The organism is Thauera sp. SWB20 (assembly GCF_000831325.1).
GTDB lineage: Bacteria > Pseudomonadota > Gammaproteobacteria > Burkholderiales > Rhodocyclaceae > Thauera > Thauera aminoaromatica.
This window is the reverse complement of record NZ_JTDM01000011.1, coordinates 82624-104151: the sequence shown is the minus strand read 5'-3', so window position 1 is coordinate 104151 and position 21528 is coordinate 82624. Positions and strand designations below refer to the sequence as shown.

The window sequence follows — 21528 nt, the reverse complement described above, 5'->3', positions numbered from 1 at the left end:
CTCAGTTCTCCGCGCCTGCGCGCTCGGTGCGCGTGGCGCGCTGCAGGCGCATCGCGTTGAGCACGACGAGCAAGGAACTCGCCGCCATGCCGATGCCGGCCATCCACGGGGTCACCAGCCCCGCCATGGCGAGCGGCACCGAGGTGAAATTGTAGGCGAACGACCACCACAGGTTCTGCCGGATGATGCGCAGGGTCCTGCGCGCAAGCACGATCCCGTCGGCAAGGCTGACGAAGCGCTCGTTGAGCAGCACGATGTCGGCCTGGTTGCGCGCGAGGTCGGTACCGCCGCCCATCGCCACCGAAACGTGGGCCTGGGCGAGTACCGGGGCGTCGTTCACGCCGTCGCCGATCATCGCCACGACCGCCCTGTCGTCGCGCTGCATGTCGACGATCGCCTGTTGCTTGCCCTGCGGATCCAGGCCACCGCGCGCGTCGTGGATTCCCAGCCGGGCGGCGACCGCATCCACCACCGGCTGCGCGTCGCCGGAAAGCAGGCCGAGCGCCGCACCCTCGGCCGCCAGGCGACGGGTGATCATCGGCGCATCCGCGCGCAGGCTGTCGCCAAGGCGGAACAGCCCAAGCCAGCCGCCCCGCCCGGCGAGTGCGATCACCGTGCCGCCGGGCGCGGCGAAGCCCGCGAGCGCAGCAGGCGCGGCGAGGCCGGCGACACCCGCGACCCAGCCCGGGCGGCCGATCCAGAGGCGCTCGCCCTCGACCACGCCGTGCATCCCCTGCCCGGTCTCGGCAGCCAGCTCGGCCACCGCCGGCAAGGCCGCCTCACCCGCCGCCGCGCGCAGGCCGGCAGCAACCGGGTGTGCAGAACCCTGCTCGATCGCCGCGGCCAGCACCACCAGCCGGTCCGCGTCCACGCTGCCGAGCGCGCACACCTCCTCCACCCGCATCTTGCCGAGCGTGAGGGTGCCGGTCTTGTCGAAGACGAAACGATTGGCCCGCGCCAGCGTTTCGATCGCATGCCCGCGCGTCACCAGCACACCCATGCGCGCCAGCGTGTCCGTGGCCACGGTGAGCGCAGTCGGCGTGGCGAGCGAGAGCGCGCACGGACATGCGACCACAAGCACCGACACGAAGACCCACAGCGCACGCGCGGGATCGATCAGGTACCAGGCCACCCCGGTTCCCGCGGCCAGCACCAGCAAGGTGACGATGAAGTAGGCGGCGATGCGGTCCGAAAGCGAGGCGATGCGCGGCTTCTCGGTCGCTGCGCGTTCCATGAGGCGACGGATCGCCGCCAGCCGAGTGGCGTCGCCGACCTGCTCGACGCGCACCAGCAGCGGCGAGGATACGTTGATACTGCCGCCGGTGACACGATCGCCGACCGCCTTGGGGACCGGCATGCTCTCGCCGGTCAGCAGCGCCTCGTTGGCCTCGCCGCGACCCTCGACCACCAGACCATCGACCGGGATCACCTCGCCCGGGCGCACACGCAGCACGTCCCCCGCCACCAGCTGCGAGGTCGGCACGCGTTCGCCGGCGGACTCCCCCGGCCAGCCGGCGATGCGCTCGGCGAACGAGGGCAAGGCTTTGCCCAATTCCTCCACCCCGCGCACCGCCTTCTGCCGCGCGATCATCTCGAGGTAGCGTCCGCCGAGCAGGAAGAACACGAACATCGTCACCGAATCGAAATAGACTTCCGGCCCGTCGGTCAGCGTCGCCCACAGGCTGGCGGCGAAGGCGCTGCCCACGCCGAGCGCGACCGGCACGTCCATGCCCAGGCGGCGCAGGCGCAGGTCGCGCCAGGCGCGCTGGAAGAAGGGCGCGGCCGAATACAGCACCACCGGGAGCGTCAGCAGCAGGCTGGCCCAGCGCAGCAGCTGCTCGATGTCCCAGGTCATGTCGCCCTCGCCGGCCACGTAGACCGGGAAGGCGTACATCATCACCTGCATCATGCCGAAGCCGGCGACGAACACCCGCCACAGCATCGAGCGCCGCTCACGATGGGCGAGCTGCTCGGAACGCTCGGCGTCGTAGGGATAGGCGCGGTAGCCGATCGCCTGGATCGCGGCGAGGATGTCGGAAAGCTTGATCCGGCGCTCGTCCCAGCGCACGCGCGCACGCCGGGTGGCGTAGTTGATCTCGATCGCCGACACGCCGGACAGGCGGGCGACGTGGTTCTCGTTGAGCCACACGCAGGCGGCGCAGGTGATGCCCTCGAGGATCAACGCGGCTTCGCGCTCGTGCTCGCCGACCGGGCGCACGAAGCTCTTCTGGAAGTCAGGGTGATCGAAGAGGCCGAGCTCCTGCAGTTCGACCGGCATGGCCTCGCGCCGCGTCTCGGGCATCGCGTCGCGATGGCGGTAGTAATCCACCAGGCCGTTATCGACGATCGACTGCGCCACCGCCTCGCAGCCGACGCAGCACATGCGCCGCTCGCGGCCGTCGATGCGCACGTAGTGCCGCGTCTCGGGAGGGATCGGCAGACCGCAGTGATAGCAGTCGCGATCCGCGGCGGCATCGGCTGCGGCGGCGGCCGCGGAAACGGGCTGTTCTACAGGAGTCATCGGCGCCAAGCGAAACCGCCCCGAGCGCAGATGCGCGGGGCGGGAAAAATTGGAACCGGTTTAATAACATAATTCACCCGCCCCGGCTATTGCACCGCAGCATCGCCGGCAGGCGGCTGCTGCGGTGCAACGCCTTCCTACTTGGCGGCCATGCGGATCGCGCCGTCGAGGCGGATCACCTCGCCGTTCAGGTAGGCGTTCTCGACGATGTGGCGCACCAGCGCGGCGAACTCGGCGGGCTTGCCGAGACGCGAGGGGAAGGGAACCATCTTGCCGAGCGAGTCCTGCACCTCTTGCGGCATGCCCATCAGCATCGGCGTCTCCATGATGCCGGGGGCAATGGCCATTACGCGGATGCCGAAGCGGGACAGCTCGCGCGCCACCGGCAGCGTGAGTCCGACCACGCCAGCCTTGGACGAGGCGTAGCCGGCCTGTCCGACCTGGCCGTCGAAGGCGGCCACCGACGCGGTATTCACGATCACGCCACGCTCGCCGCCGGCATTGGGCTCGGCCTTGCTCATGACGTCGGCGGCGAGGCGCAACATGTTGAAGGTGCCGATCAGGTTGATCGAAACGGTACGCGCGAAGCTCTCGAGCCGATGCGGCCCCTCGCGGCCCACCACCTTTTCGGCTGGCGCCACACCGGCGCAGCTGACCAGGCCATTGAGGCCTCCGAAGCGCTGCACCGCAGTATCGATCGCCGCCTTGGCGCTGTCGGCATCGGTGACGTCGGTCTGCACGAAGCAGGCCGCAGCGCCGAGCTCAGCGGCGAGCGCCTCGCCCGCCTGCGCGTTGACGTCGGCCAGCACCACGCGGCCACCGGCTTCGACCAGCATGCGCGCGCTCGCCGCGCCCAGGCCCGAGCCACCACCCGTGATCACGAATACGCCATTCTCGATCTGCATCGCCTTTCTCCTCGAAAAATCGGTGACGGCGGACGCCGTCCGCTGCAGCGCAGCACCTTAAATTACGTTGACGTAGGCGTCAATCGGATCGCCACGTCGCTGCCCCAACGTGGCGCGCGCGCAAGCGCACGCGAACACCGCGGAGCCCCGGCATGTCGAGCGGATGCGCGGCACGCGCCACGCCCCCGCGAACTCCGCGAGTCCTCAGCCGGCCGGCTCGGACACTTCCTCGAAATCGAGATCGACCATCAGCTCGTTCGCGAGCGCCTCCAGGTCGTTGCGCACCGCAGCGAGGCCGACCCCTGCCGGCACCGCCAGCTCCGCGCGCGCGCGAAAGAGCGGCTCGCCGCTCATCGAGGCACTCTCGCAAGCCGTCTCCAGCGCATCGATGCTGAGGCCGTGGCGAGCGAGCACGGCCGAAATGTCGCGCACGATGCCGGGACGATCGTGGCCGACGAGCTCGAGACGCGCCAGGCGCGCCTGCGCAGCGGCGCCCGCATCGGCCCGCACGACGGCCAGCTTGAGCCCTTCCGCAACCAGCCCGCTCAGGCCGCGCTCGAGCGCGTCGGCCGCCGCGGCATCCACTTCGAGGCGCACGACGCCGGCGAACTGCCCGGCCAGCCGGGTCAGGCGGCTCTCCATCCAGTTCGCGCCGTGGGCGCCGGCGCAGGCCGACACCGCGCTCACCAGGCCGGGACGATCGGGGCCGACCAGGGTAAGGATCAGGGAAGTCTTCATGTTCGGTCTCCGTCCGGCCCCATCAGCGGCGCTCCGCGTCCCTCGGCGCGGAATCGAGGGCGATCGCTGCAAGGCCGGAGACAATTGGAATGGGAACCGACACGATAACCCAGCGGCCTCGCAAGCGGGAGCCCGGCGGCCCGGGCAGGACGCACGCCCTCGGCGACTCGGCACATCGCTTCCGCGAGGCGCTTGCAGGACGGCTACATGCCAGCTGAAAAGCAAAAAGGGCGACCCCGAAGGACCGCCCTGAGTGCTTGAAACCATTGGTGCCGGAGAAGAGACTCGAACTCCCGACCTTCGCATTACGAATGCGCTGCTCTACCAACTGAGCTACACCGGCCAAGGGCGCGCATCTTAACCCAGCGCGAAGGGCGCGGCAACACCGCATGCGGCCCGCCGGGGCGGGTGGATCACCGGGGGAGGTGGCGGCAGACGCGAGGGCGCGAAGCATCGGGGAGAACCCGTATTCGATAGAAAATTCTTCTCCCACACCTACATTTTGCTATTTGCCTCCATTAGAATGCGCGCCAATTCAGGGCGGAGGAGACCAGCCCGAGCAAGAACGCAGCGCCACGGGGGTGCGCCCCCGTGGCAGCCGCGCCATTTGCGGGCCGGCCGCACTCCGGCACGGACCACGCCTGTCGACCCAGCCCTCCCCGACGTCCCGCCCTCCACATGTCCGGCCTCACCCTCTTCGAGATCGCCCTCATCGGGGCCGCCGCATTCGCCGCAGGCGCGGTGAACTCGGTCGCCGGCGGCGGCACCTTCTTCTCCTTCCCCGCCTTGCTCGCGATCGGCGTGCCGCCGGTGGTGGCCAACGCGAGCAACTCGGTCTCGCTGTGGCCGGGCAGCCTTGCCGGCGCATGGGCGTTCCGGCGCGAGCTCAAGCGCTTCTCGCGCAGCCTGCCGATGCTCTCGGTGATCGCCTTCGTCGGCGGCATCGGCGGCGGCCTGCTGCTGCTGGCCACTTCCAATGCCGCGTTCGCGCAGTTGATCCCCTGGTTGCTGCTGCTTGCCACCGTATTGTTCGCCTTCAGCGCGCAGATCTCCGCGCTGGTGAAAAAATGGAAGCCCTCTCCGGAAGGGGTCGACGAACGCCATATCGGCCCGGGCGGCTACGTATTCCAGCTCGCGGTTTCCCTTTATGGCGGCTTCTTCGGCGCCGGCATGGGCATCCTGATGATCGCCGCGCTCGCCATCCAGGGCTTCAAGGACGTGCACGAGATCAACGCGCTGAAGAACTGGCTGTCTGCGGTGATCTACAGCGTCGCGGTGGCGACCTTCGTGATCGCCGACGCGGTGTCGTGGCCGCACACGCTGGTCATGCTGGTGACCGCGACGATCGGCGGCTACTGGGGTGCGGCGGTGGCGCGCAAGCTGCCGGCGCTGTGGCTGCGCCGCTTCATCATCGCGGTCGGCGGCGTGCTCACCGTCTACTATTTCGGCAAGACGCTCTGAGCGCGCCGATGCTCGCCGGTCTCTCCGCCGCGCTCGGCGCGGGCCTGCTCTGGGGCCTGGTGTTCCTCACCCCGCTGCTGCTCGCCGACTACCCGCCCTTCATGCTCGCGATCGGGCGCTACCTCGCCTTCGGCGTGCTCGCGCTCGGGCTGGCGTGGTTCGATCGCGCGGCGCTCGCCCGCCTCACGCGCGCGGACTGGATCGAGGCGGTCAAGCTCGCGCTGGTCGGCAACCTGGTCTACTACGCCACGCTGGCGAGCGCGATCCAGCTCGCCGGCGGGCCGGTGCCGACCCTGATCATCGGCACCCTGCCAGTGGTGATCGCGATCACCGCGAACCTGCTCGACCGCCACCACGGCGGCGGCGAGGACAGCGCGCCGTGGATCCGCCTCGCAGCACCGCTGGCGCTCATCCTCGGCGGCCTGTTCGCGGTGCATTCGGCGAGCGCGCACGCACTGCCCGCCGACGCCTCCGCCGACTACCTGCTGGGCATCGGCTTCGGGCTGTGCGCGCTCGCCTGCTGGACCTGGTATCCGATCCGCAACAGCCGCTGGCTGCGCGCACGCGGTGCCGGGCTGTCGCGCGCATGGGCGACCGCGCAGGGGCTGGCGACGCTGCCGGTGGCGATCGTCGCCGGCATCGGCTACTGGCTGTGGGACACCCGGCTCGCGCCCGGCGGAGCGGGCTTCGCCTGGCCGCTCGGGCCGCGCCCCGAGGCCTTCGTCGGCATGTGCATCCTGCTCGGCCTGGCCGCGTCCTGGCTCGGCACCCTGCTGTGGAACCGCGCCAGCCACCTGCTGCCGGCCGCACTGGTGGGCCAGCTGATCGTGTTCGAGACGCTCGCCGCGCTGCTCTACGCCTTCCTGTGGTACGGACGCTGGCCGGGCATGGCCGAGAGCGCGGGGATCGCGCTGCTGATCGCCGGGGTGCTCGGCGGCGTGCGGGTGTTCCGCCCGGGCGCTGCACGCCCCGCAGTGGACGGGGCTGCGTAGCGGAGCATCGGCGGTGGCCGTGCTGCCGGCTTGCACGGGCGTCCCGCCGGACACGGTATCATTCTGTTTTTTGCACTGCAGCAAACCGCTTGCCCACCGCCGATGGACCAACTCACCCGCATCATCCTCGAGGCCGGCCGCTCGGCGGTCGAGCTCTCCCTCTTCGTGCTGCTGCCGATCATGGTGGTGATGCTGTCGCTGATGCGCCTGCTCGAGGCGCGCGGTGTGCTCGACTGGGTGGTCGCCCGCCTGGCGCCGCTGCTGCGCCCGCTCGGGCTCACCGGGCTGGGCGTGTTCGCCGCGCTGCAGATCAACCTGGTGAGCTTCGCCGCGCCGGTGGCCACGCTCACCATGATGGAAGGGCGCGGCGCGTCCGACCGCCACCTCGCCGCCACGCTGGCCATGGTGATGGCGATGGCGCAGGCCAACGTGACTTTCCCGATGGCCTCGATGGGACTCGCCTTCGGGCCGGCGCTGGTGCTGTCGGTGCTCGGCGGACTGGCGGCCGCCGCGGTGACCTACCATGGCTTCGGCCGCGGCCTGTCGGCGGCCGAAGCGCCACTGGACGAGACCCTGCACCACCGCGTCGCCGACGACGCCAAGGGTGTGCTCGACGTCATCAACCGCGCCGGCGCCGAGGCCTTCAAGATCTCGGTCGGCGCGATCCCGATGCTGGTGCTCGCGCTGGTGGCGGTGATGGCGCTGCGCGCAAGCGGCGGCATCGACGCGCTCACCGCGCTGCTCGCCCCGCTGCTGCGCGCGTTCGAGCTCGACCCCGCGCTGATCCTGCTCACGCTCACCAAGTACATCGCTGGCGGCACCGCGATGATGGGCGTGATGGACGAGATGCTGAAGGCGGGCACGACCACCGTCGCCACCCTGAACGCGAGTGCCGGCTTCCTGATCCACCCCTTCGACGTCGCCGGCGTGGCGGTGCTGATCTCGGCCGGCCGGCGCGTGGCGGCGGTGTGGAGGCCGGCCGCGCTCGGCGCGATGGTCGGCATCGCGGTGCGCGCGGTCGGCCACGCCCTGCTGTAAGCTCGTTTCGCCTGCCTCCTCCGGCCCCCGTCCGGCGCCCCCGTTCGGCGCCCCCTTCCAGTGACTTCGCGAGGGACTCCGACCATGATCGCCGCCCTGACCCTGCTTCTCGTCTTCCAGCTCGTCGGCGAGGTGATCGCGCGCGCGCTGGCGCTGCCGATTCCCGGCCCGGTGATCGGCATGGCCCTGCTCTTCCTCGCGCTGCTCGTGCGCGGCGGTCCGGGCGAGGATCTGCGCCAGACCTCCGGCCAGTTGCTGCAGCACCTGTCACTGCTGTTCGTGCCGGCGGGCACCGGCATCGTCATCTACGGCGACCGCATCGCCGCCGAATGGCTGCCGCTGGTGGTGGCGCTGTTCCTCAGCACCTTCCTCGCACTGGCGGTGACCGCGCTGGTGCTCCAGGCACTCACCCACAAGCGCCCGAAGCCGACGACGGAGGCCGGCAAATGAACCCGAACCTCGAGGAAATCTGGGTCTATCTGTCCACCTCGCCACTCCTCGGGCTGACGCTGACCCTGCTCGCCTACCAGGCTGCATTCTGGATCTACAAGCGCGTCGGCTTCCATCCGATCGCCAACCCGGTGCTGATCAGCGTGGCCATCCTCGCCAGCCTGCTGCTCGCCACCGGTACGCCCTACCAGCGCTATTTCGACGGCGCGCAGTTCGTGCACTTCCTGCTCGGCCCGGCCACGGTCGCACTGGCGATCCCGCTCCACGCGCAGTGGCCGCGCCTGAAGTCGATGGCCGGCCCGTTGCTGATCGCGCTCGTCGCCGGCTCGCTGACCGCGGCGCTGTCGGCCTGGGGCATCGGCGCCCTGCTCGGCGGCAGCCGCGAATCGCTGATGTCGCTCGCCCCCAAGAGCGTGACCACGCCGATCGCCATGGGCGTGGCCGAGCGCATCGGCGGCCTGCCCTCGCTCACCGCGGTGCTGGTGATCAGCGCCGGCATCATCGGCGCGGTGGCCGGCCGCAGCGTACTGAATCGCCTGCACATCGGCGATCACGCCGTGCGCGGCTTCGCGATCGGCATCGCCTCGCACGGCATCGGCACCGCGCGCGCCTTCCAGGTCAGCGAGCAGGCGGGCGCCTTCGCCGCGCTGGCGATGGGATTGAACGGACTGATCACCGCGGTGTCCCTGCCCTGGATCATGCCCTGGGTGGAGCGGCTGTTCGCGAGCTGACGGCTGTCCGGGGCGCGCAAGACGCCAGAACAAACAGAATCCGACACGACCCGACGACGAGGGGCCGACCAAGTGCTGCACGCCATCTACCGCTGGCTCGACCGCAACCTGCTCGAGCTCGGCCGCGAGATGCGGCTCTCCTACCTGCCACCGCTGATGGTGTATTGCGCGGCGGGCGTCTCGGGCCTCACCGGCATCGTCGGCACCTTCTTCGTCAAGGACTACCTCGGCCTGTCGGCTGCCTTCCTCGCCGCACTCGGCTTCTGGGCCGGTATCCCGTGGGCGCTGAAGATGCCGATCGGGCATCTGGTGGACCTGCTGTGGCGCTACAAGGCCGGGCTGGTCTATCTGGGCGCCACGCTGATCGCCGCCAGCCTGCTGGTCATGATCGGGCTCATCGGCAACCCGGATGCGATGCGCGCGGTGATGCCGATCGAGGCCTGGTTCGTGCTGTCGGTGCTGCTGTCGCCGGTGGGCTACGTGATGCAGGACGCGGTGGCCGACGCCATGACGGTCGAGGCCGTGCCGCGGCTGGACGCGCGCGGCGAGCCGATCCCGCCGGAAGCAGTCCGCCTGATGCACACCACCATGCAGATGCTCGGCCGGGTGGCGATCATCGGCGGCACGGTGCTGGTGTCGCTCGCCAACGTGGTGATGTTCCAGGGCTCGGAGGCCCTGCCCGAGGTGGAGAAGGTCTCGATCTACCTGCGCATCTACGAGCTCGCGCTGATCATCCCGCTGCTGTCGGTGAGCGGCGTGCTGCTCGGCGGCTTCCTCAAGCGCCGCGAGGCGAAGCGGCTGGCCGCGCTCGGGCGCAGCCGCGCCGACATCGACCGCCTGCTCCACGATCCGGAAGAGAAGACCACGCCCAACGGGTGGATCCTCGGCGGCAGCGCGGTGTTCGTGGCGCTGACCATCACTGTCGGGCTGTCCGGCATCGAATACGGCCAGGAGATCATCTTCGCGGCCTCGTTCACCATCATCGGCTTCATGATCAGCCGCCTGCTGCGCGAGCTCTCGCCCGAGGCCGCGCGCACCCTGCTCGGCACGGTGATCATCATCTTCGCCTTCCGCGCCCTGCCCGGCCCGGGCGCGGGCGCGAGCTGGTGGATGATCGACGAGCTCGGCTTCGACCAGAGCTTCCTGTCGCGGCTCGACCTCATCACCAGCGCGCTGACGCTCGCCGGCCTGTTCCTCTTCCGCCGCTTCATGGCCGAGAAGTCGATCGCGCAGATCGTGATCTTCCTCACCGTCACCACCACCGCGCTGTCGCTGCCGATCATCGGCATGTTCCACGGCCTGCACGAATGGACCGCGGCGCACACCGGCGGCGTGGTGGACGCGCGCTTCATCGCCATCGCCAACACCGCGCTCGAGTCGCCGCTCGGCCAGGTGTCGATGGTGCCGATGCTGGCCTGGATCGCGAACTCGGCGCCGCCGCACCTGAAGGCGACCTTCTTCGCGGTGATGGCCTCCTTCACCAACCTCGCGCTGTCGGCCTCGCAGCTCGGCACCAAGTACCTCAACCAGCTCTACACGATCGCGCGCGAGGTCAAGGACGCCGCCACCGGGGCGATCACCACGCCGGCCGACTATGGCGAGCTCGGCGCGCTGCTGGTCTCGGTGACCGTGATCGCGCTCGTGCTGCCGTTGGCAGCCATCCTCCTCACCCGCCTCGCCGGCCTGCGCAGCGCCTGAGCCCCCGCGCGGGCCGGAAGGCCGGAGATCGCGACTCGCGTCGCTCCTACGGCGCCGTTCCGGAAACGCGGTGGCCTTCGTACGAGCGTCGCGAGTCGCGATCACGGCGCAGCCCCGGAAGCGCAGCCGCTCTCGTGAGAGCGACGCAAGTCGCGATCGCAGCACCACCCCGGAAGCGCAGCCGCTCTCGTGAGAGCGACGCAAGTCGCGATCGCAGCACCGCCCCGGAAGCGCAGCCGCTCCCGTGGGAGCGACGCAAGTCGCGATACACCGTAGCTCGAACGCGAACGATCCCGCGCGATCGGTTCGCTGCGCCGGCTCCCGCCGACTGCGATCGCCCCGGCGGATTGCCTTCGCACCGCGACAGGCACAGACTTGAGGGCATCCGCATTCAATCGCAAGGGAGGCACACGATGACACCCAGCTCGGTTCACGACATCCGCAACCTGGCCCTCTTCGGCCACGCCGGCAGCGGCAAGACCACCCTCGTCGAGGCCTTGCTCGCCGCCGCCGGCGAGATCGGTGCGCCCGGCAGCGTGGAGCGCGGCGATACGGTCGCGGACTTCGACCCGCAGGAAAAGGCGATGGGCCACTCGCTGCACGCCGCGCTTGTGCACCTGGAGTGGGCGGGCCACTGGATCAACCTGCTCGACACCCCGGGCCTGCCCGACCTGTGCGGCCGCGCCCTGGTCGCGCTACCCGCGGCCGACACCGCCGCGGTGGTGATCAACGCCGCGGCAGGCATCGAGAGCGGCACCCGGCGCATGATGGACGCCGCGAAGGGCAAGTGCCGCATGATCGTGGTCAACAAGATCGACGCCCCGGGCGCCGACCTCGGCGCGCTGATGGACGCCATCGCCGCCACCTTCGGCCGCGAGTGCCTGCCGATCAACCTGCCCGCAGCCGACGGCAGCCGCGTCATCGACTGCTTCTTCGCGCCGGACGGCAGCGCCGCCACCGCCTTCTCCAGCCCCTCGGCCGCCCACGACGCGATCGTCGACCAGGTCGTCGAGCTCGACGAGGCGCTGATGGCGCAGTACCTCGAGCAGGGCGAGTCGCTCGACCCCGAGCAGCTCCACGCCCCCTTCGAGCAGGCCCTGCGCGAGGGCCACCTGGTGCCGGTGTGCTTCGTCTCCGCGCGCAGCGGCGCCGGCGTGCGCGAACTGCTCGACATCCTCGGCAAGCTCGCCCCCGACCCCACCGAAGCCAACGTGCCCGCCTTCCTCAAGGGCGAGGGCACGGCGGCGCAAGCGGTCGAGGTCGCGCTCGATGCCGAGCGCCACGTCGTCGCCCATGTCTTCCAGATCGCCAACGACCCCTACCGCGGCAAGCTCGGCCTGTTCCGGGTGCATCAGGGCCAGGTCACGCCCAACTCGCAGCTCTACATCGGCGACGGCCGCAAGCCCTTCAAGGTCGCCCACCTGCTGCGCATGCAGGGCAAGAACACGGTCGAGACCCAACTCGCGGTGCCCGGCGACCTGTGCGCGGTGGCGCGCGTCGACGAGCTGACCCGCGACGCGGTGCTGCACGACTCGCACGACGAGGACTACTACCACCTCGCCCCCGCCGCCTGGCCGCAGCCGGTGTTCGGCCTCGCGCTGATGACACGCAAGCCGGCCGACGAGCAGAAGCTCTCCGAGGCGCTCGCCCGCCTGATGGAAGAGGACCCCTGCCTCGAGGTCAGCTTCGATCCGCGCAACCGCCGCACCGTGGTGCGCGGCCTCGGCGAGCAGCACCTCAAGATCGTGCTCGAGGAGCTTTCCACGCGCTGGAACCTGCAGCTCGACACCGCCACGCCGAGCATCCCCTACCGCGAGACGATCACCGTGGTGGCCGAGGCACGCTACCGCCACAAGAAGCAGAGCGGCGGCGCCGGCCAGTTCGGCGAGGTCGCGCTGCGCGTCGAGCCGCTGCCGCGCGGCGCCGGCATCGAACTGGGCGACGAGGTCAAGGGCGGCACGATCCCGACCAACTTCATGCCCGCAGTCGAGAAGGGCGTGCGCCAGGCACTCGCCGAAGGCGCGCTCGCCGGCTTCCCGCTGCAGGACCTGCGCGTCGTGGTCACCGATGGCAAGCATCACGCGGTCGACTCGAACGAGGTCTCCTTCGTTACCGCCGGCCGCCATGCCTTGCTCGAAGCCGTGCTGGGCGCGCGTCCGATCCTGCTCGAGCCCCTGCTCGACGTGCAGGTGAAGGTGGCGGATGCGCTCTTCGGCGAGGTGAGCGCGGAGCTCGCCGGCCGCCGCGGGCGCCTGACCGCGACCGACAGCCCGGCGCCGGGGTGGACGCTGATCTCGGCGCGCGTGCCGATGGCTGCTCTGGAAGGCTTCGAGAGCCGGCTGAAGGCGATCTGCGCCGGCGAGAGCGAGTTCGTGCTCGAGGCCGGCGGCCACGAGCCGGCACCGCAGGACGTCCAGGCCGAGCTGGCGCGGGTGTTCTCCAACGGCAACGGCAACCACTAAGAAGGCCCGCAGCGCCCGACTCCGCGAGGGGTCGGGCGGGCCGCCTGCGACTGGAATGGAACTCGACGAACGCCAGCGCGCCTACTGGCGCAGCAATCTCCGCCTCACCTTCACGCTGCTCGGCGTGTGGTTCGGCGTGACCTTCGTCGGAGGATATTTCGCCAGCGCGCTCAACACGGTGAGCTTTCTCGGCTTTCCGCTGGGTTTTTATCTGTTCGCCCAAGGGGCGCTGCTGGTGTATCTCGCGATCATCGTGATCTACGTGCTCGCCATGAACCGGCTCGACCGGCGCTACCGCTTCAACAGCCGGCACTAAAGGCCGGCGCCCGCTCGCAGGGCATGCGGCGTACTTCAGTGCTCTGCAGAGGGCTTGCCTTGCTCGACCTTCTTGCGCCGCGGCACGATCGGGTGCGCATGCCGGCCGAGCGCGAAATCCAGGAAGAACTTCATCCAGATCGTCACCCCCGCGCTCGCGGTCCAGGTGTCGAAGTCCATGCTGCCGGTCACGATGCCGAGGATCACGAAGACGATCACCCCACCGCCGATCAGGTTGATCGCAAGCGTGTAGGGCGCATAGCGCTCCGGGTTCGGCGGCGGCATGCCGCCCTTCAGCGCGACCTCGGAGAAATCCCGCCTGAACAGGATCCGCCACGCCCGCCGGAACCAGAAGAAGGCGATCGGGAACAGGGCGAGGAACAGTATCCAGTTGAGGGCGATGCTTGCGTTGAGGATCATTCTCGACTCCAGCATGGGCGGCGAGTCGATCGCCGTCCTGCACGGTACCACTTTCCGGAAATAAAAAGCCCCGCCAATCCGACCGGCGGGGCTCCGTCCGCACCATCCGGCGCGCGCCGGATGGTGCTGCCCGACAGTTGCCGGACGCTGCTTAGTGGGCGCCGTCCACCAGCTTCGAACCGCGCGGGATACGCACCGACTCGACCATGTGCTGGATGTGCTCCGGCGGCTCCTTGGTCACCTTGTCGACCACGACCGCAACGATGAAGTTCACCATCGCACCCACCGCACCGAAGGCTTCCGGCGTGATGCCGAAGAAGCTGTTCGGGCCGCCGATCAGGTCGATGAACTCGGTGCCCTTCACGAAGAAGATGCCCTTGTGCGCGAACACGTAGAACAGCGTGACGAAGAGGCCGGCCAGCATGCCCGCGATCGCGCCTTCCTTGTTCATCTTCTTGGAGAAGATGCCCATCATGATCGCCGGGAACAGCGACGAGGCGGCGATACCGAAGGCCAGCGCGACCGTACCGGCGGCGAAGCCCGGCGGGTTGAGACCGAGGTAGCCGGAGATCACGATCGCGACCGCCATCGAGATCTTGCCCACCAGCAGCTCGTTCTTGTCGCTGATGCTCGGCGCAAACACGTTCTTCACCAGGTCGTGCGACACCGCGGACGAGATCGCCATCAGCAGACCGGCGGCGGTCGACAATGCGGCAGCCAGACCACCCGCGGCGACCAGCGCGATCACCCAGTTGGGCAGCAGCGCGATCTCGGGGTTCGCCATCACCATGATGTCGGCGTTCACCGTGAGCTCGTTGCCCTTCCAACCCGCGGCCGCGGCCTTGGCCTTGGCATCGGCGTCCTTGGTCTTGTCGTTGTAGTACTGGATGCGGCCGTCGCCGTTCTTGTCCTCGAACTTCAGCAGACCGGTCTTCTCCCAACGCTTCATCCACTCGGGGCGCTGCTCGTACTGCAGGCTGGACTCGGTGGCGTACAGGTCGGCGTTGGCCTTGACCGTGGCCGGGTTCACCGCCAGCTTGCCTGCGGCGTTGGTCTCGAGACCGACCGCCGAGTTCACCGTGCCGTGCAGGTTCAGCTTGGCCATCGCGCCGACCGCAGGTGCAGTGGTGTACAGCAGGGCGATGAAGATCAGCGCCCAACCCGCCGAGCTGCGCGCGTCCTTCACCGTCGGAACGGTGAAGAAGCGCATGATGACGTGCGGCAGGCCCGCGGTGCCGATCATCAGCGACAGGGTGTACATGAACATGTTGAGCGTGCTGCCCGGGATCGAGGTCGTGTACTGGTCGAAGCCCAGATCCTTCACGATGAGGTCGAGCTTGGCGAGCAGCGAGACATCGGTGCCGGCCATGGTCGACCCGAGGCCGAGCTGCGGCAGCGGGTTGCCGGTGAGCTGCAGCGAGATGAAGAAGGCCGGCACCAGGTAGGCGGCGATCAGCACGATGTACTGCGCGACCTGGGTGTAGGTGATGCCCTTCATGCCGCCGAACACCGCGTACAGGAACACGATCGCCTGGCCGATGTAGATGCCGGTGTCGCTCGAGACGCCGAGGAAGCGCGAGAAGGCCACGCCGACGCCAGTCATCTGACCGATGATGTAGGTCAGCGACGCGGTCAACAGGCACACCACCGCCACCGTCGAAGCCGTCTTCGAGTAGAAGCGGTCGCCGATGAACTGCGGCACGGTGAACTTGCCGAACTTGCGCAGGTACGGCGCCAGCAACATCGCCAACAGGACGTAGCCGCCGGTCCAGCCCATCAGGAACAGGCCGCCGCCGTAGCCCATGTTGGCGATCAGGCCCGCCATGGAAATGAAGGAAGCCGCCGACATCCAGTCGGCCGCCGTGGCCATGCCGTTGGTGATCGGGTGCACGCTGCCGCCCGCGGCGTAGAACTCGCTGGTGCTGCCGGCGCGCGCCCAGATGGCGATGCCGATGTACAGCGCGAACGAGGCGCCGACCACCAGGTAGGTAACGGTTTGGAGATCCATAATCCTCTTACTCCTCGTGGACGTCGAACTGGCGATCGATGTCGCCCATCTTCTTCGCGTACCAGAAGATCAGCGCGATGTAGATGTAGATCGCGCCTTGGTGGGCGAACCAGAACCCGAGCGGATAGCCTCCCAGCGAGATGCTGTTGAGCGCGGGCGCAAAGAGGATGCCGGCACCGAACGAGACCACGAACCAGATGATCAGGATCTTGGTCAGGAGTCCCAGCGTGGCTTTCCAATAGCCTGAAGCACTGTTGTTTTCCATCATGTCTCCTCGTTATAAGTGAAACACCTGCCACCACACGGGCGAAGGCTGGAGACAGCTCCGGACCATGCAGCAGTGGGGCGATTATAGAAAGATCAGTCTTACTTATCCCTTACAGAGGCGTAAGGAGCGAGGCGCAAGACGCAAGGTACAAGCAAGAAAAAACCCGCCGGCTCCGGGGGGGAGCGGGCGGGTTCGTCACCGCCGGCAGAGGCGCCGGCCGGTTCCGCGCCTACATGCGCGCGATCATCGCGTCGCCGAACTCCGAACACGAGACCTCGTTGGCGCCTTCCATCAGGCGCGCGAAGTCGTAGGTGACCTGCTTGTCGGCGATCGCCGCCTCCATGCCCCGGATCACCAGGTCGGCCGCCTCCTTCCAGCCCAGGTGGCGCAGCATCATCTCTGCAGACAGGATCAGCGAGCCCGGGTTCACCTTGTCCAGCCCGGCGTACTTGGGCGCGGTACCGTGGGTGGCCTCGAAGCAGGCGTACTGGTCGGAAATGTTGGCGCCCGGCGCGATGCCGATGCCGCCCACCTGCGCGGCAAGCGCGTCCGAGATGTAGTCGCCGTTGAGGTTGAGCGTGGCGATCACGTCGTACTCGGCCGGACGCAGCAGGATCTGCTGCAGGAAGGCGTCGGCGATCGCGTCCTTGACGAGGATCTCGCGACCGCTCTTCGGGTTCTTGAACTTGCACCACGGGCCGCCGTCGATCGGCTGCGCGCCGAACTCCTCCTGCGCCACCCTGTAGCCGGTGTCGCGGAACAGGCCCTCGGTGAACTTCATGATGTTGCCCTTGTGCACCAGGGTCACACTCTTGCGGTCGTTGTCGATCGCGTACCTGATCGCGGCGCGCACGATGCGGGTCGTGCCCTCGATCGACACCGGCTTGATGCCGATGCCCGAGGTCGCCGGGAAGCGGATCTTCCTGACCCCCATCTCGCCCTGCAGAAAGTCGATGACCTTCTTCGCGCCCTCGGACAGCGCCTGCCATTCGATGCCGGCGTAGATGTCCTCGGTGTTCTCGCGGAAGATGACCATGTCGGTCAGCTCGGGCTGCTTGAGCGGGCTGGGCACACCCTTGAAGTAACGCACCGGACGCACGCACTGGTAGAGGTCGAGCTCCTGACGCAGCGCCACGTTGAGCGAGCGGATGCCGCCGCCCACCGGGGTGGTCATCGGGCCCTTGATCGACACCGAGTAGGTCTTCAGTGCGTCGAAGGTCTCCTTCGGCAACCACTCGTCGGGACCGTAGATCTGCGTCGACTTCTCGCCGGCGTAGACCTCCATCCAGTGGATTTTCTTCTTGCCGCCGTAGGCCTTGTCCACCGCCGCGTCGATCACCTTGATCATCACCGGGGTGATGTCGACGCCGATGCCGTCACCCTCGATGAAGGGGATGATCGGATTGTCCGGAACGGCCTGCCCCGGGACGATCTTCTGGCCGCCTGCGGGTACCTTGATCTTGGATTCGCTCATGCCTGCTCCCTCGCTCAATGGCCACGGATGGATTCCGCGGCGCTGCTGTGGTCGAACTGCCACGGAGACGTCCGTCGGGGGACGGACCGGAAGGCGGCGACGGCATGCGGGACACGCTGCAATCCGCCGCACAGCCCTATACCGGAGGCCGATTATGTCCCAAAGCCCCGCGGGTCGAAAGGAAGCACCGCAGCATGGCACGCCGGCGCGGACGCGGCCGGTGCTACCATTTCCGGCGTGTTCGGCACCGTCGCGGCTGCGACGGCGGGATCCTCCGGAGGGGTTCGATGGACGTGCAGTCGGGAGAAAGCCCGGTCGCGCAAGCGATCGCGCAGGCACTGGTGGAGGGCTTCAACAAGCACTACCGCATCTTTCGCGAGACCTCGCGCCGCGCCAAGGAACTCTACGAAGCCGCGCAGTGGCAGAAGCAGCTCGACGCGGTGCGCGAGCGCGTGCAGTTCTATGACGACCGCGTCGACGAGACGGTGCAGCGCCTGCACGACGAGTTCGACGCCGACTCGCTCGACGACAGCACTTGGCAGCAGGTCAAGCTGCAGTTCATCGGCATGCTGATCAACCACCGCCAGCCCGAGCTCGCCGAGACCTTCTTCAACTCGGTCACCACCAAGATCCTGCACCGCAGCTACTTCAACAACGACTACCTGTTCGCGCGTCCGGCCATCTCCACCGAGTACATCGAGTCCTACCCGCCGGTGTATTCGAGCTACTACCCGCGCGACCGCGGCCTGCGCGCCACCGTCCGGCGCATCGTCGAGGACTTCGACTGGCAGCGCAGCTTCGAGGATCTCGACCGCGACGTCGACTTCGTGCTGCGCGCGGCGCAGGCGCACCTGGGCGAGTGGCCGCCGATGGAGGTCAACTGCCAGATCCAGGTGCTGTACTCGGCCTTCTACCGCAACAAGACCGCCTACATCATCGGCAAGACGGTCAACGGCTATCAGGAAACGCCGTTCGCGATCGCGGTGCGCCACAACGAGCGCGGCCTGCTCTACCTCGACACGCTGATCCTCGACCCGTGGCGAATCTCGGTGCTGTTCTCGCTGTCGCGCGCCTACTTCCTGGTCGACATGGAGGTGCCCTCGGGCTACGTACAGTTCCTGCGCTCGATCATGCCCAACAAGCCGAGGAGCGAGCTGTACACCATGCTCGGCCTGGGCAAGCAGGGCAAGACCATGTTCTTCCGCGACCTCGTCGCGCACCTGCGCCACTCCAACGACCAGTTCATCGTCGCCCCGGGCATCCGCGGCCTGGTGATGCTGGTGTTCACGCTGCCGTCCTTCCCCTACGTGTTCAAGATCATCAAGGACGTGTTCGGCGCGTCGAAGAACATGGACCGCGCCACGGTCAAGCGCAAGTACCTGATGGTCAAGCATGTCGACCGCGTCGGGCGCATGGCGGACACGCTGGAGTTCTCCTACGCGGCGCTGCCGCTGGCGCGCTTCCACCCCGAGCTGCTGGACGAGCTGCGCACGCTCGCACCGTCCTCGTTCGAGATCGACGGTGACAAGGTGATCATCAAGCACCTCTACATCGAGCGCCGCATGACCCCGCTCAACCTCCACCTGGAAAAGGCGAGCGAACCGGAGTTGGAAGAGGCGGTCAAGGAGTACGGCAACGCCATCCGCGAGCTCGCCATCGCCAACATCTTCCCCGGCGACATGCTGTGGAAGAACTTCGGCGTCACGCGCTACGGTCGCGTCGTGTTCTACGACTACGACGAGATCGAGTACATGACCGACATGAACTTCCGCAAGATCCCGCCCGCGCCCTACGAGGAGATGGAGATGTCGGGCGAGCCGTGGTACTCGGCCGGGCCGATGGACGTCTTCCCGGAGGAGTTCGCCACCTTCCTGCTCGGCGTGCCGCGGGTGCGCAAGGCCTTCCTCAAGCACCACCGCGACCTGCTCGCGCCGAAGTTCTGGCAGGAAGCGCAGCGGCGCATCCGCGAGGGCTACGTCGAGGACTTCTTCCCCTACCCGGTCGAGCTGCGCTTCTGCAAGCTCTTTCCGCCGGCCGCGGGCGCAGCTTCAAGCTGAGCGCCCGCCCGGGAGCCGGCCGGCAAGCGCTCAGGCCGGCGCGCCGGCGATCACCGCCTCGTCGCTGCGGCTGTCGCCGCGGCTATCGACCCAGCGCGCCACCAGGCGATCGCCCGCGGCCGCCCCCTTGAAACGGAAGCGCAGGAAGGGGTTGGCCGAAACGGATGGGCCGAAGTCGGCGCCGAAGACGAGGCGTTCGCCGTGGTGGACCTCCAGCCGGGTGATGAAGTGCGCGGGGATGATCGCGCCCTTGTCGTCCTTGCGCTGGCCGCTCTCCATCGGATGAGGGACCTGCATGCGGACGTCGGCGACGCCGTCGCGGACGTCCGCGCGGATGCGCATCGGGTTTGTCATGGAGTCGCTCTCCTGTGCCGGCGCGGCTCAGCCGCAGCCGCTGATGGTGACGATGACCGCCTTGCGGGCGATGTGGAAGCGGCCGTTTGCCCGCACCAGCGCGACCACGTCGGCACTCTGCGCCATTTTCAGCCGGGTGATCACCTCGGGCTGGGTGCCCTCCGGGATGGAGAACACCGCGGCAAGCGGGAAGGGATTTTTCTCGACCAGGATCGCGATGCGGTCGGTGCCGGGCAGGCGGCTCTTCACCTCGACCGAGACGGCGTTGGCGACCTCGGCGATGTCGGGGGCGGCGAGACTCAGCTCGGCGCTCGCACTGGCCTCCTGCGCCCCCAGCGCGGCGAGCGCCGCGTTCAGCTCGCGGGCGTCGAAACCGGGCCGCGCGGCGGCGGCCTGCGCCTGCGCGGGCGAGATCAGACCGGCGGTGGCAAGCAGGCCCAGCACGCCCAAGCCCCCGACGGCATGCAGCAATTGTCTTCGTTTTTGGTCCATCCGGCTCTCCTGCAGGGTTCGCATGGCGGCAGCGCGTGGCCGCCGCGTGCGGCAATACTCGCACACCCGGGACCGCTCTGGCGCAGCGCAGCATCGTCCATCCGGCGAGCACGCCGTCGCGCGTCGAGCGCGGCTTGGCGGGCTTCCGGTCGAAATCGACGCCGAGCGCGAGCACGTCCTCCGGCGCGAGACCCGCCGCCACACTCGCCATGGCGTCGCTCCTGCGCACAGCGTGGCGGCTACGCGGTGCCCGCCTCCTTCCAACCGAGCTCCAGGATCCACGGCGCCGGGCCGGCCGCGAGCGCGGCGCGCACGTACTCGACCGTACGCTCGGGCAGGGCCCCGGGCGCGTGCCATTCGAGGCGATCGCACTTGTGCGGCTCGAGGATGGCGGGCTCGCCACTGAAGCGCTCCGCGGCGAGGAAGAAGTCGATGCGATTGGTGTCCGAGCGCCGATGGACGACACCCAGCCAGGCCAGCTCGCCCTCCTCGACCTCCAGCCCGGTCTCCTCGCGCAGCTCGCGCCGCGCCGCCGCGCGCACCGACTCGCCCGGCTCCACGTGTCCCCCGGGCAGGCTGAAGAGGCCGTCGAAGAAACCCGTTCCGGCACGGCGCATCAGCAGCACGCGGCCCTCGCGCCGGCACAGCACATGGACGCCGGTAGGAATCCCTGCGTGCATCAGTGCTTGCCCGTGCTGCCGAAGCCGTCCGCCCCGCGCGAGCTCTGCTCGAAGCCCTCGACGAAGTTGAAGCCGACCTGCAGCACCGGCACCACCACGAGCTGGGCGATGCGCTCCATCGGCTCGATGGTGAAGCTCGCGCGCCCACGGTTCCACACCGAGACGAAGATCTGCCCCTGGTAGTCGGAGTCGATCAGCCCGATTAGGTTGCCGAGAACGATGCCGTGCTTGTGGCCGAGCCCGGAGCGTGGCAGCACCATCGCCGCCAGCCCCGGGTCGGAAAGATGGATCGCGAGGCCGCTCGGCACCAGCGTGGTCTCGCCCGGGTGCAGGGTGATCGGGCCGGGCAGACAGGCGCGCAGGTCGAGCCCCGCGGCGCCCTCCGTGGCGTAGGCGGGGGGATGGGTCTTGAGGCGCTCGTCGAGCAGCTTGACGTCGATTCGGTGCATGTCGGCTCTCCTTGC

20 protein-coding genes and 1 tRNA gene are annotated in these 21528 nt (G+C 68.7%); 9 read left to right on the top strand and 12 right to left on the bottom strand.

Annotated features, from left to right (window positions below):
- Position 1: 1 nt before the first annotated feature.
- The 4 genes from PO78_RS02540 to PO78_RS02525 form a co-directional block, all read right to left on the bottom strand.
- Positions 2-2521, bottom strand: coding sequence for a heavy metal translocating P-type ATPase (locus tag PO78_RS02540; RefSeq protein ID WP_012584945.1), 2520 nt, complete (start codon positions 2519-2521; stop codon positions 2-4).
- 137 nt (positions 2522-2658) lie between these two features.
- Entirely contained in the window at positions 2659-3426 is a 768-nt protein-coding gene (locus PO78_RS02535) for an SDR family NAD(P)-dependent oxidoreductase (RefSeq protein WP_004310250.1), read from the bottom strand.
- Positions 3427-3630: 204 nt separating this feature from the next.
- Positions 3631-4164: a glycine cleavage system protein R gene (locus tag PO78_RS02530; protein WP_004310249.1), complete on the bottom strand. Its 534-nt coding sequence runs from the start codon at positions 4162-4164 to the stop codon at positions 3631-3633.
- A 267-nt stretch (positions 4165-4431) separates the two neighbouring features.
- Positions 4432-4507: transfer RNA gene (locus tag PO78_RS02525), tRNA-Thr, on the bottom strand.
- A 335-nt stretch (positions 4508-4842) separates the two neighbouring features.
- Here PO78_RS02525 and PO78_RS02520 point away from each other — a divergent pair.
- From PO78_RS02520 to PO78_RS02485, 8 genes are all read left to right on the top strand, one after another.
- Complete coding sequence (locus tag PO78_RS02520) at positions 4843-5625, top strand: sulfite exporter TauE/SafE family protein (RefSeq protein WP_004310247.1); 783 nt, start codon at positions 4843-4845, stop codon at positions 5623-5625.
- An 8-nt stretch (positions 5626-5633) separates the two neighbouring features.
- A complete protein-coding gene (locus tag PO78_RS02515) occupies positions 5634-6617 on the top strand; it encodes a DMT family transporter (RefSeq protein WP_004310245.1) in 984 nt (327 codons plus the stop codon).
- 102 nt (positions 6618-6719) lie between these two features.
- Complete coding sequence (locus PO78_RS02510) at positions 6720-7655, top strand: nucleoside recognition domain-containing protein (RefSeq protein ID WP_004310243.1); 936 nt, start codon at positions 6720-6722, stop codon at positions 7653-7655.
- Between the two features lie 84 nt (positions 7656-7739).
- Positions 7740-8105, top strand: a complete 366-nt coding sequence (locus tag PO78_RS02505; protein WP_004310242.1) for a CidA/LrgA family protein — start codon at positions 7740-7742, stop codon at positions 8103-8105.
- Positions 8102-8836, top strand: coding sequence for an LrgB family protein (locus PO78_RS02500; protein ID WP_004310240.1), 735 nt, complete (start codon positions 8102-8104; stop codon positions 8834-8836). The genes PO78_RS02505 and PO78_RS02500 overlap by 4 nt, the downstream gene beginning before the upstream one ends.
- A 72-nt stretch (positions 8837-8908) precedes the next feature.
- Positions 8909-10534, top strand: a complete 1626-nt coding sequence (locus tag PO78_RS02495) for an MFS transporter (RefSeq protein WP_004310238.1) — start codon at positions 8909-8911, stop codon at positions 10532-10534.
- A gap of 413 nt (positions 10535-10947) precedes the next feature.
- Positions 10948-12996 (top strand): elongation factor G, encoded by a 2049-nt coding sequence (gene fusA / locus PO78_RS02490; RefSeq protein WP_004310236.1) that lies wholly within the window; start codon positions 10948-10950, stop codon positions 12994-12996.
- A gap of 55 nt (positions 12997-13051) precedes the next feature.
- On the top strand, positions 13052-13312 hold the full coding sequence (locus PO78_RS02485; RefSeq protein WP_004310234.1) for a DUF4212 domain-containing protein: 261 nt from the start codon (positions 13052-13054) through the stop codon (positions 13310-13312).
- Positions 13313-13347: 35 nt separating this feature from the next.
- On the opposite strand, the gene PO78_RS02480 is transcribed toward PO78_RS02485, so the two are convergent.
- From PO78_RS02480 to icd, 4 genes are all read right to left on the bottom strand, one after another.
- On the bottom strand, positions 13348-13731 hold the full coding sequence (locus PO78_RS02480; protein WP_004310233.1) for a hypothetical protein: 384 nt from the start codon (positions 13729-13731) through the stop codon (positions 13348-13350).
- A gap of 151 nt (positions 13732-13882) precedes the next feature.
- Positions 13883-15739: a sodium:solute symporter family protein gene (locus PO78_RS02475; RefSeq protein ID WP_004310231.1), complete on the bottom strand. Its 1857-nt coding sequence runs from the start codon at positions 15737-15739 to the stop codon at positions 13883-13885.
- 7 nt (positions 15740-15746) lie between these two features.
- Entirely contained in the window at positions 15747-16007 is a 261-nt protein-coding gene (locus PO78_RS02470; RefSeq protein WP_004310229.1) for a DUF4212 domain-containing protein, read from the bottom strand.
- Between the two features lie 229 nt (positions 16008-16236).
- Positions 16237-17481 carry an NADP-dependent isocitrate dehydrogenase gene (gene icd / locus PO78_RS02465; RefSeq protein ID WP_004310228.1) on the bottom strand — a complete coding sequence of 415 codons (1245 nt, stop codon included), beginning with the start codon at positions 17479-17481 and terminating at the stop codon, positions 16237-16239.
- Between the two features lie 287 nt (positions 17482-17768).
- Here icd and aceK point away from each other — a divergent pair, with 287 nt between their 5' ends.
- The gene (gene aceK, locus PO78_RS02460; RefSeq protein WP_043741856.1) at positions 17769-19538 is read left to right on the top strand and encodes a bifunctional isocitrate dehydrogenase kinase/phosphatase; all 1770 of its coding nucleotides are present in this window, start codon (positions 17769-17771) and stop codon (positions 19536-19538) included.
- Between the two features lie 30 nt (positions 19539-19568).
- On the opposite strand, the gene soxZ is transcribed toward aceK, so the two are convergent.
- The 4 genes from soxZ to dut all read right to left on the bottom strand — a co-directional run bounded on the left by soxZ (position 19569) and on the right by dut (position 21513).
- Complete coding sequence (gene soxZ / locus PO78_RS02455; RefSeq protein WP_012584939.1) at positions 19569-19892, bottom strand: thiosulfate oxidation carrier complex protein SoxZ; 324 nt, start codon at positions 19890-19892, stop codon at positions 19569-19571.
- A gap of 27 nt (positions 19893-19919) precedes the next feature.
- Positions 19920-20384, bottom strand: a complete 465-nt coding sequence (soxY, locus tag PO78_RS02450) for a thiosulfate oxidation carrier protein SoxY (protein ID WP_012584938.1) — start codon at positions 20382-20384, stop codon at positions 19920-19922.
- A 239-nt stretch (positions 20385-20623) separates the two neighbouring features.
- Entirely contained in the window at positions 20624-21064 is a 441-nt protein-coding gene (locus PO78_RS02445; RefSeq protein WP_012584937.1) for an NUDIX hydrolase, read from the bottom strand.
- Positions 21064-21513 (bottom strand): dUTP diphosphatase, encoded by a 450-nt coding sequence (gene dut / locus PO78_RS02440; protein WP_004310222.1) that lies wholly within the window; start codon positions 21511-21513, stop codon positions 21064-21066. The genes PO78_RS02445 and dut overlap by 1 nt, the downstream gene beginning before the upstream one ends.
- Positions 21514-21528: the final 15 nt, after the last annotated feature.

Excerpts from the sequence above, each read along its gene's own strand:
- PO78_RS02540 (WP_012584945.1), bottom strand. The coding sequence starts at position 2,521 with ATGACTCCTGTAGAACAGCCCGTTTCCGCGGCCGCCGCCGCAGCCGAT.
- PO78_RS02535 (WP_004310250.1), bottom strand. The coding sequence starts at position 3,426 with ATGCAGATCGAGAATGGCGTATTCGTGATCACGGGTGGTGGCTCGGGC.
- PO78_RS02530 (WP_004310249.1), bottom strand. The coding sequence starts at position 4,164 with ATGAAGACTTCCCTGATCCTTACCCTGGTCGGCCCCGATCGTCCCGGC.
- PO78_RS02520 (WP_004310247.1), top strand. The coding sequence starts at position 4,843 with ATGTCCGGCCTCACCCTCTTCGAGATCGCCCTCATCGGGGCCGCCGCA.
- PO78_RS02515 (WP_004310245.1), top strand. The coding sequence starts at position 5,634 with ATGCTCGCCGGTCTCTCCGCCGCGCTCGGCGCGGGCCTGCTCTGGGGC.
- PO78_RS02510 (WP_004310243.1), top strand. The coding sequence starts at position 6,720 with ATGGACCAACTCACCCGCATCATCCTCGAGGCCGGCCGCTCGGCGGTC.
- PO78_RS02505 (WP_004310242.1), top strand. The coding sequence starts at position 7,740 with ATGATCGCCGCCCTGACCCTGCTTCTCGTCTTCCAGCTCGTCGGCGAG.
- PO78_RS02500 (WP_004310240.1), top strand. The coding sequence starts at position 8,102 with ATGAACCCGAACCTCGAGGAAATCTGGGTCTATCTGTCCACCTCGCCA.
- fusA (WP_004310236.1), top strand. The coding sequence starts at position 10,948 with ATGACACCCAGCTCGGTTCACGACATCCGCAACCTGGCCCTCTTCGGC.
- PO78_RS02485 (WP_004310234.1), top strand. The coding sequence starts at position 13,052 with ATGGAACTCGACGAACGCCAGCGCGCCTACTGGCGCAGCAATCTCCGC.
- PO78_RS02480 (WP_004310233.1), bottom strand. The coding sequence starts at position 13,731 with ATGATCCTCAACGCAAGCATCGCCCTCAACTGGATACTGTTCCTCGCC.
- PO78_RS02475 (WP_004310231.1), bottom strand. The coding sequence starts at position 15,739 with ATGGATCTCCAAACCGTTACCTACCTGGTGGTCGGCGCCTCGTTCGCG.
- PO78_RS02470 (WP_004310229.1), bottom strand. The coding sequence starts at position 16,007 with ATGATGGAAAACAACAGTGCTTCAGGCTATTGGAAAGCCACGCTGGGA.
- icd (WP_004310228.1), bottom strand. The coding sequence starts at position 17,481 with ATGAGCGAATCCAAGATCAAGGTACCCGCAGGCGGCCAGAAGATCGTC.
- aceK (WP_043741856.1), top strand. The coding sequence starts at position 17,769 with ATGGACGTGCAGTCGGGAGAAAGCCCGGTCGCGCAAGCGATCGCGCAG.
- soxZ (WP_012584939.1), bottom strand. The coding sequence starts at position 19,892 with ATGACAAACCCGATGCGCATCCGCGCGGACGTCCGCGACGGCGTCGCC.
- soxY (WP_012584938.1), bottom strand. The coding sequence starts at position 20,384 with ATGGACCAAAAACGAAGACAATTGCTGCATGCCGTCGGGGGCTTGGGC.
- PO78_RS02445 (WP_012584937.1), bottom strand. The coding sequence starts at position 21,064 with ATGCACGCAGGGATTCCTACCGGCGTCCATGTGCTGTGCCGGCGCGAG.
- dut (WP_004310222.1), bottom strand. The coding sequence starts at position 21,513 with ATGCACCGAATCGACGTCAAGCTGCTCGACGAGCGCCTCAAGACCCAT.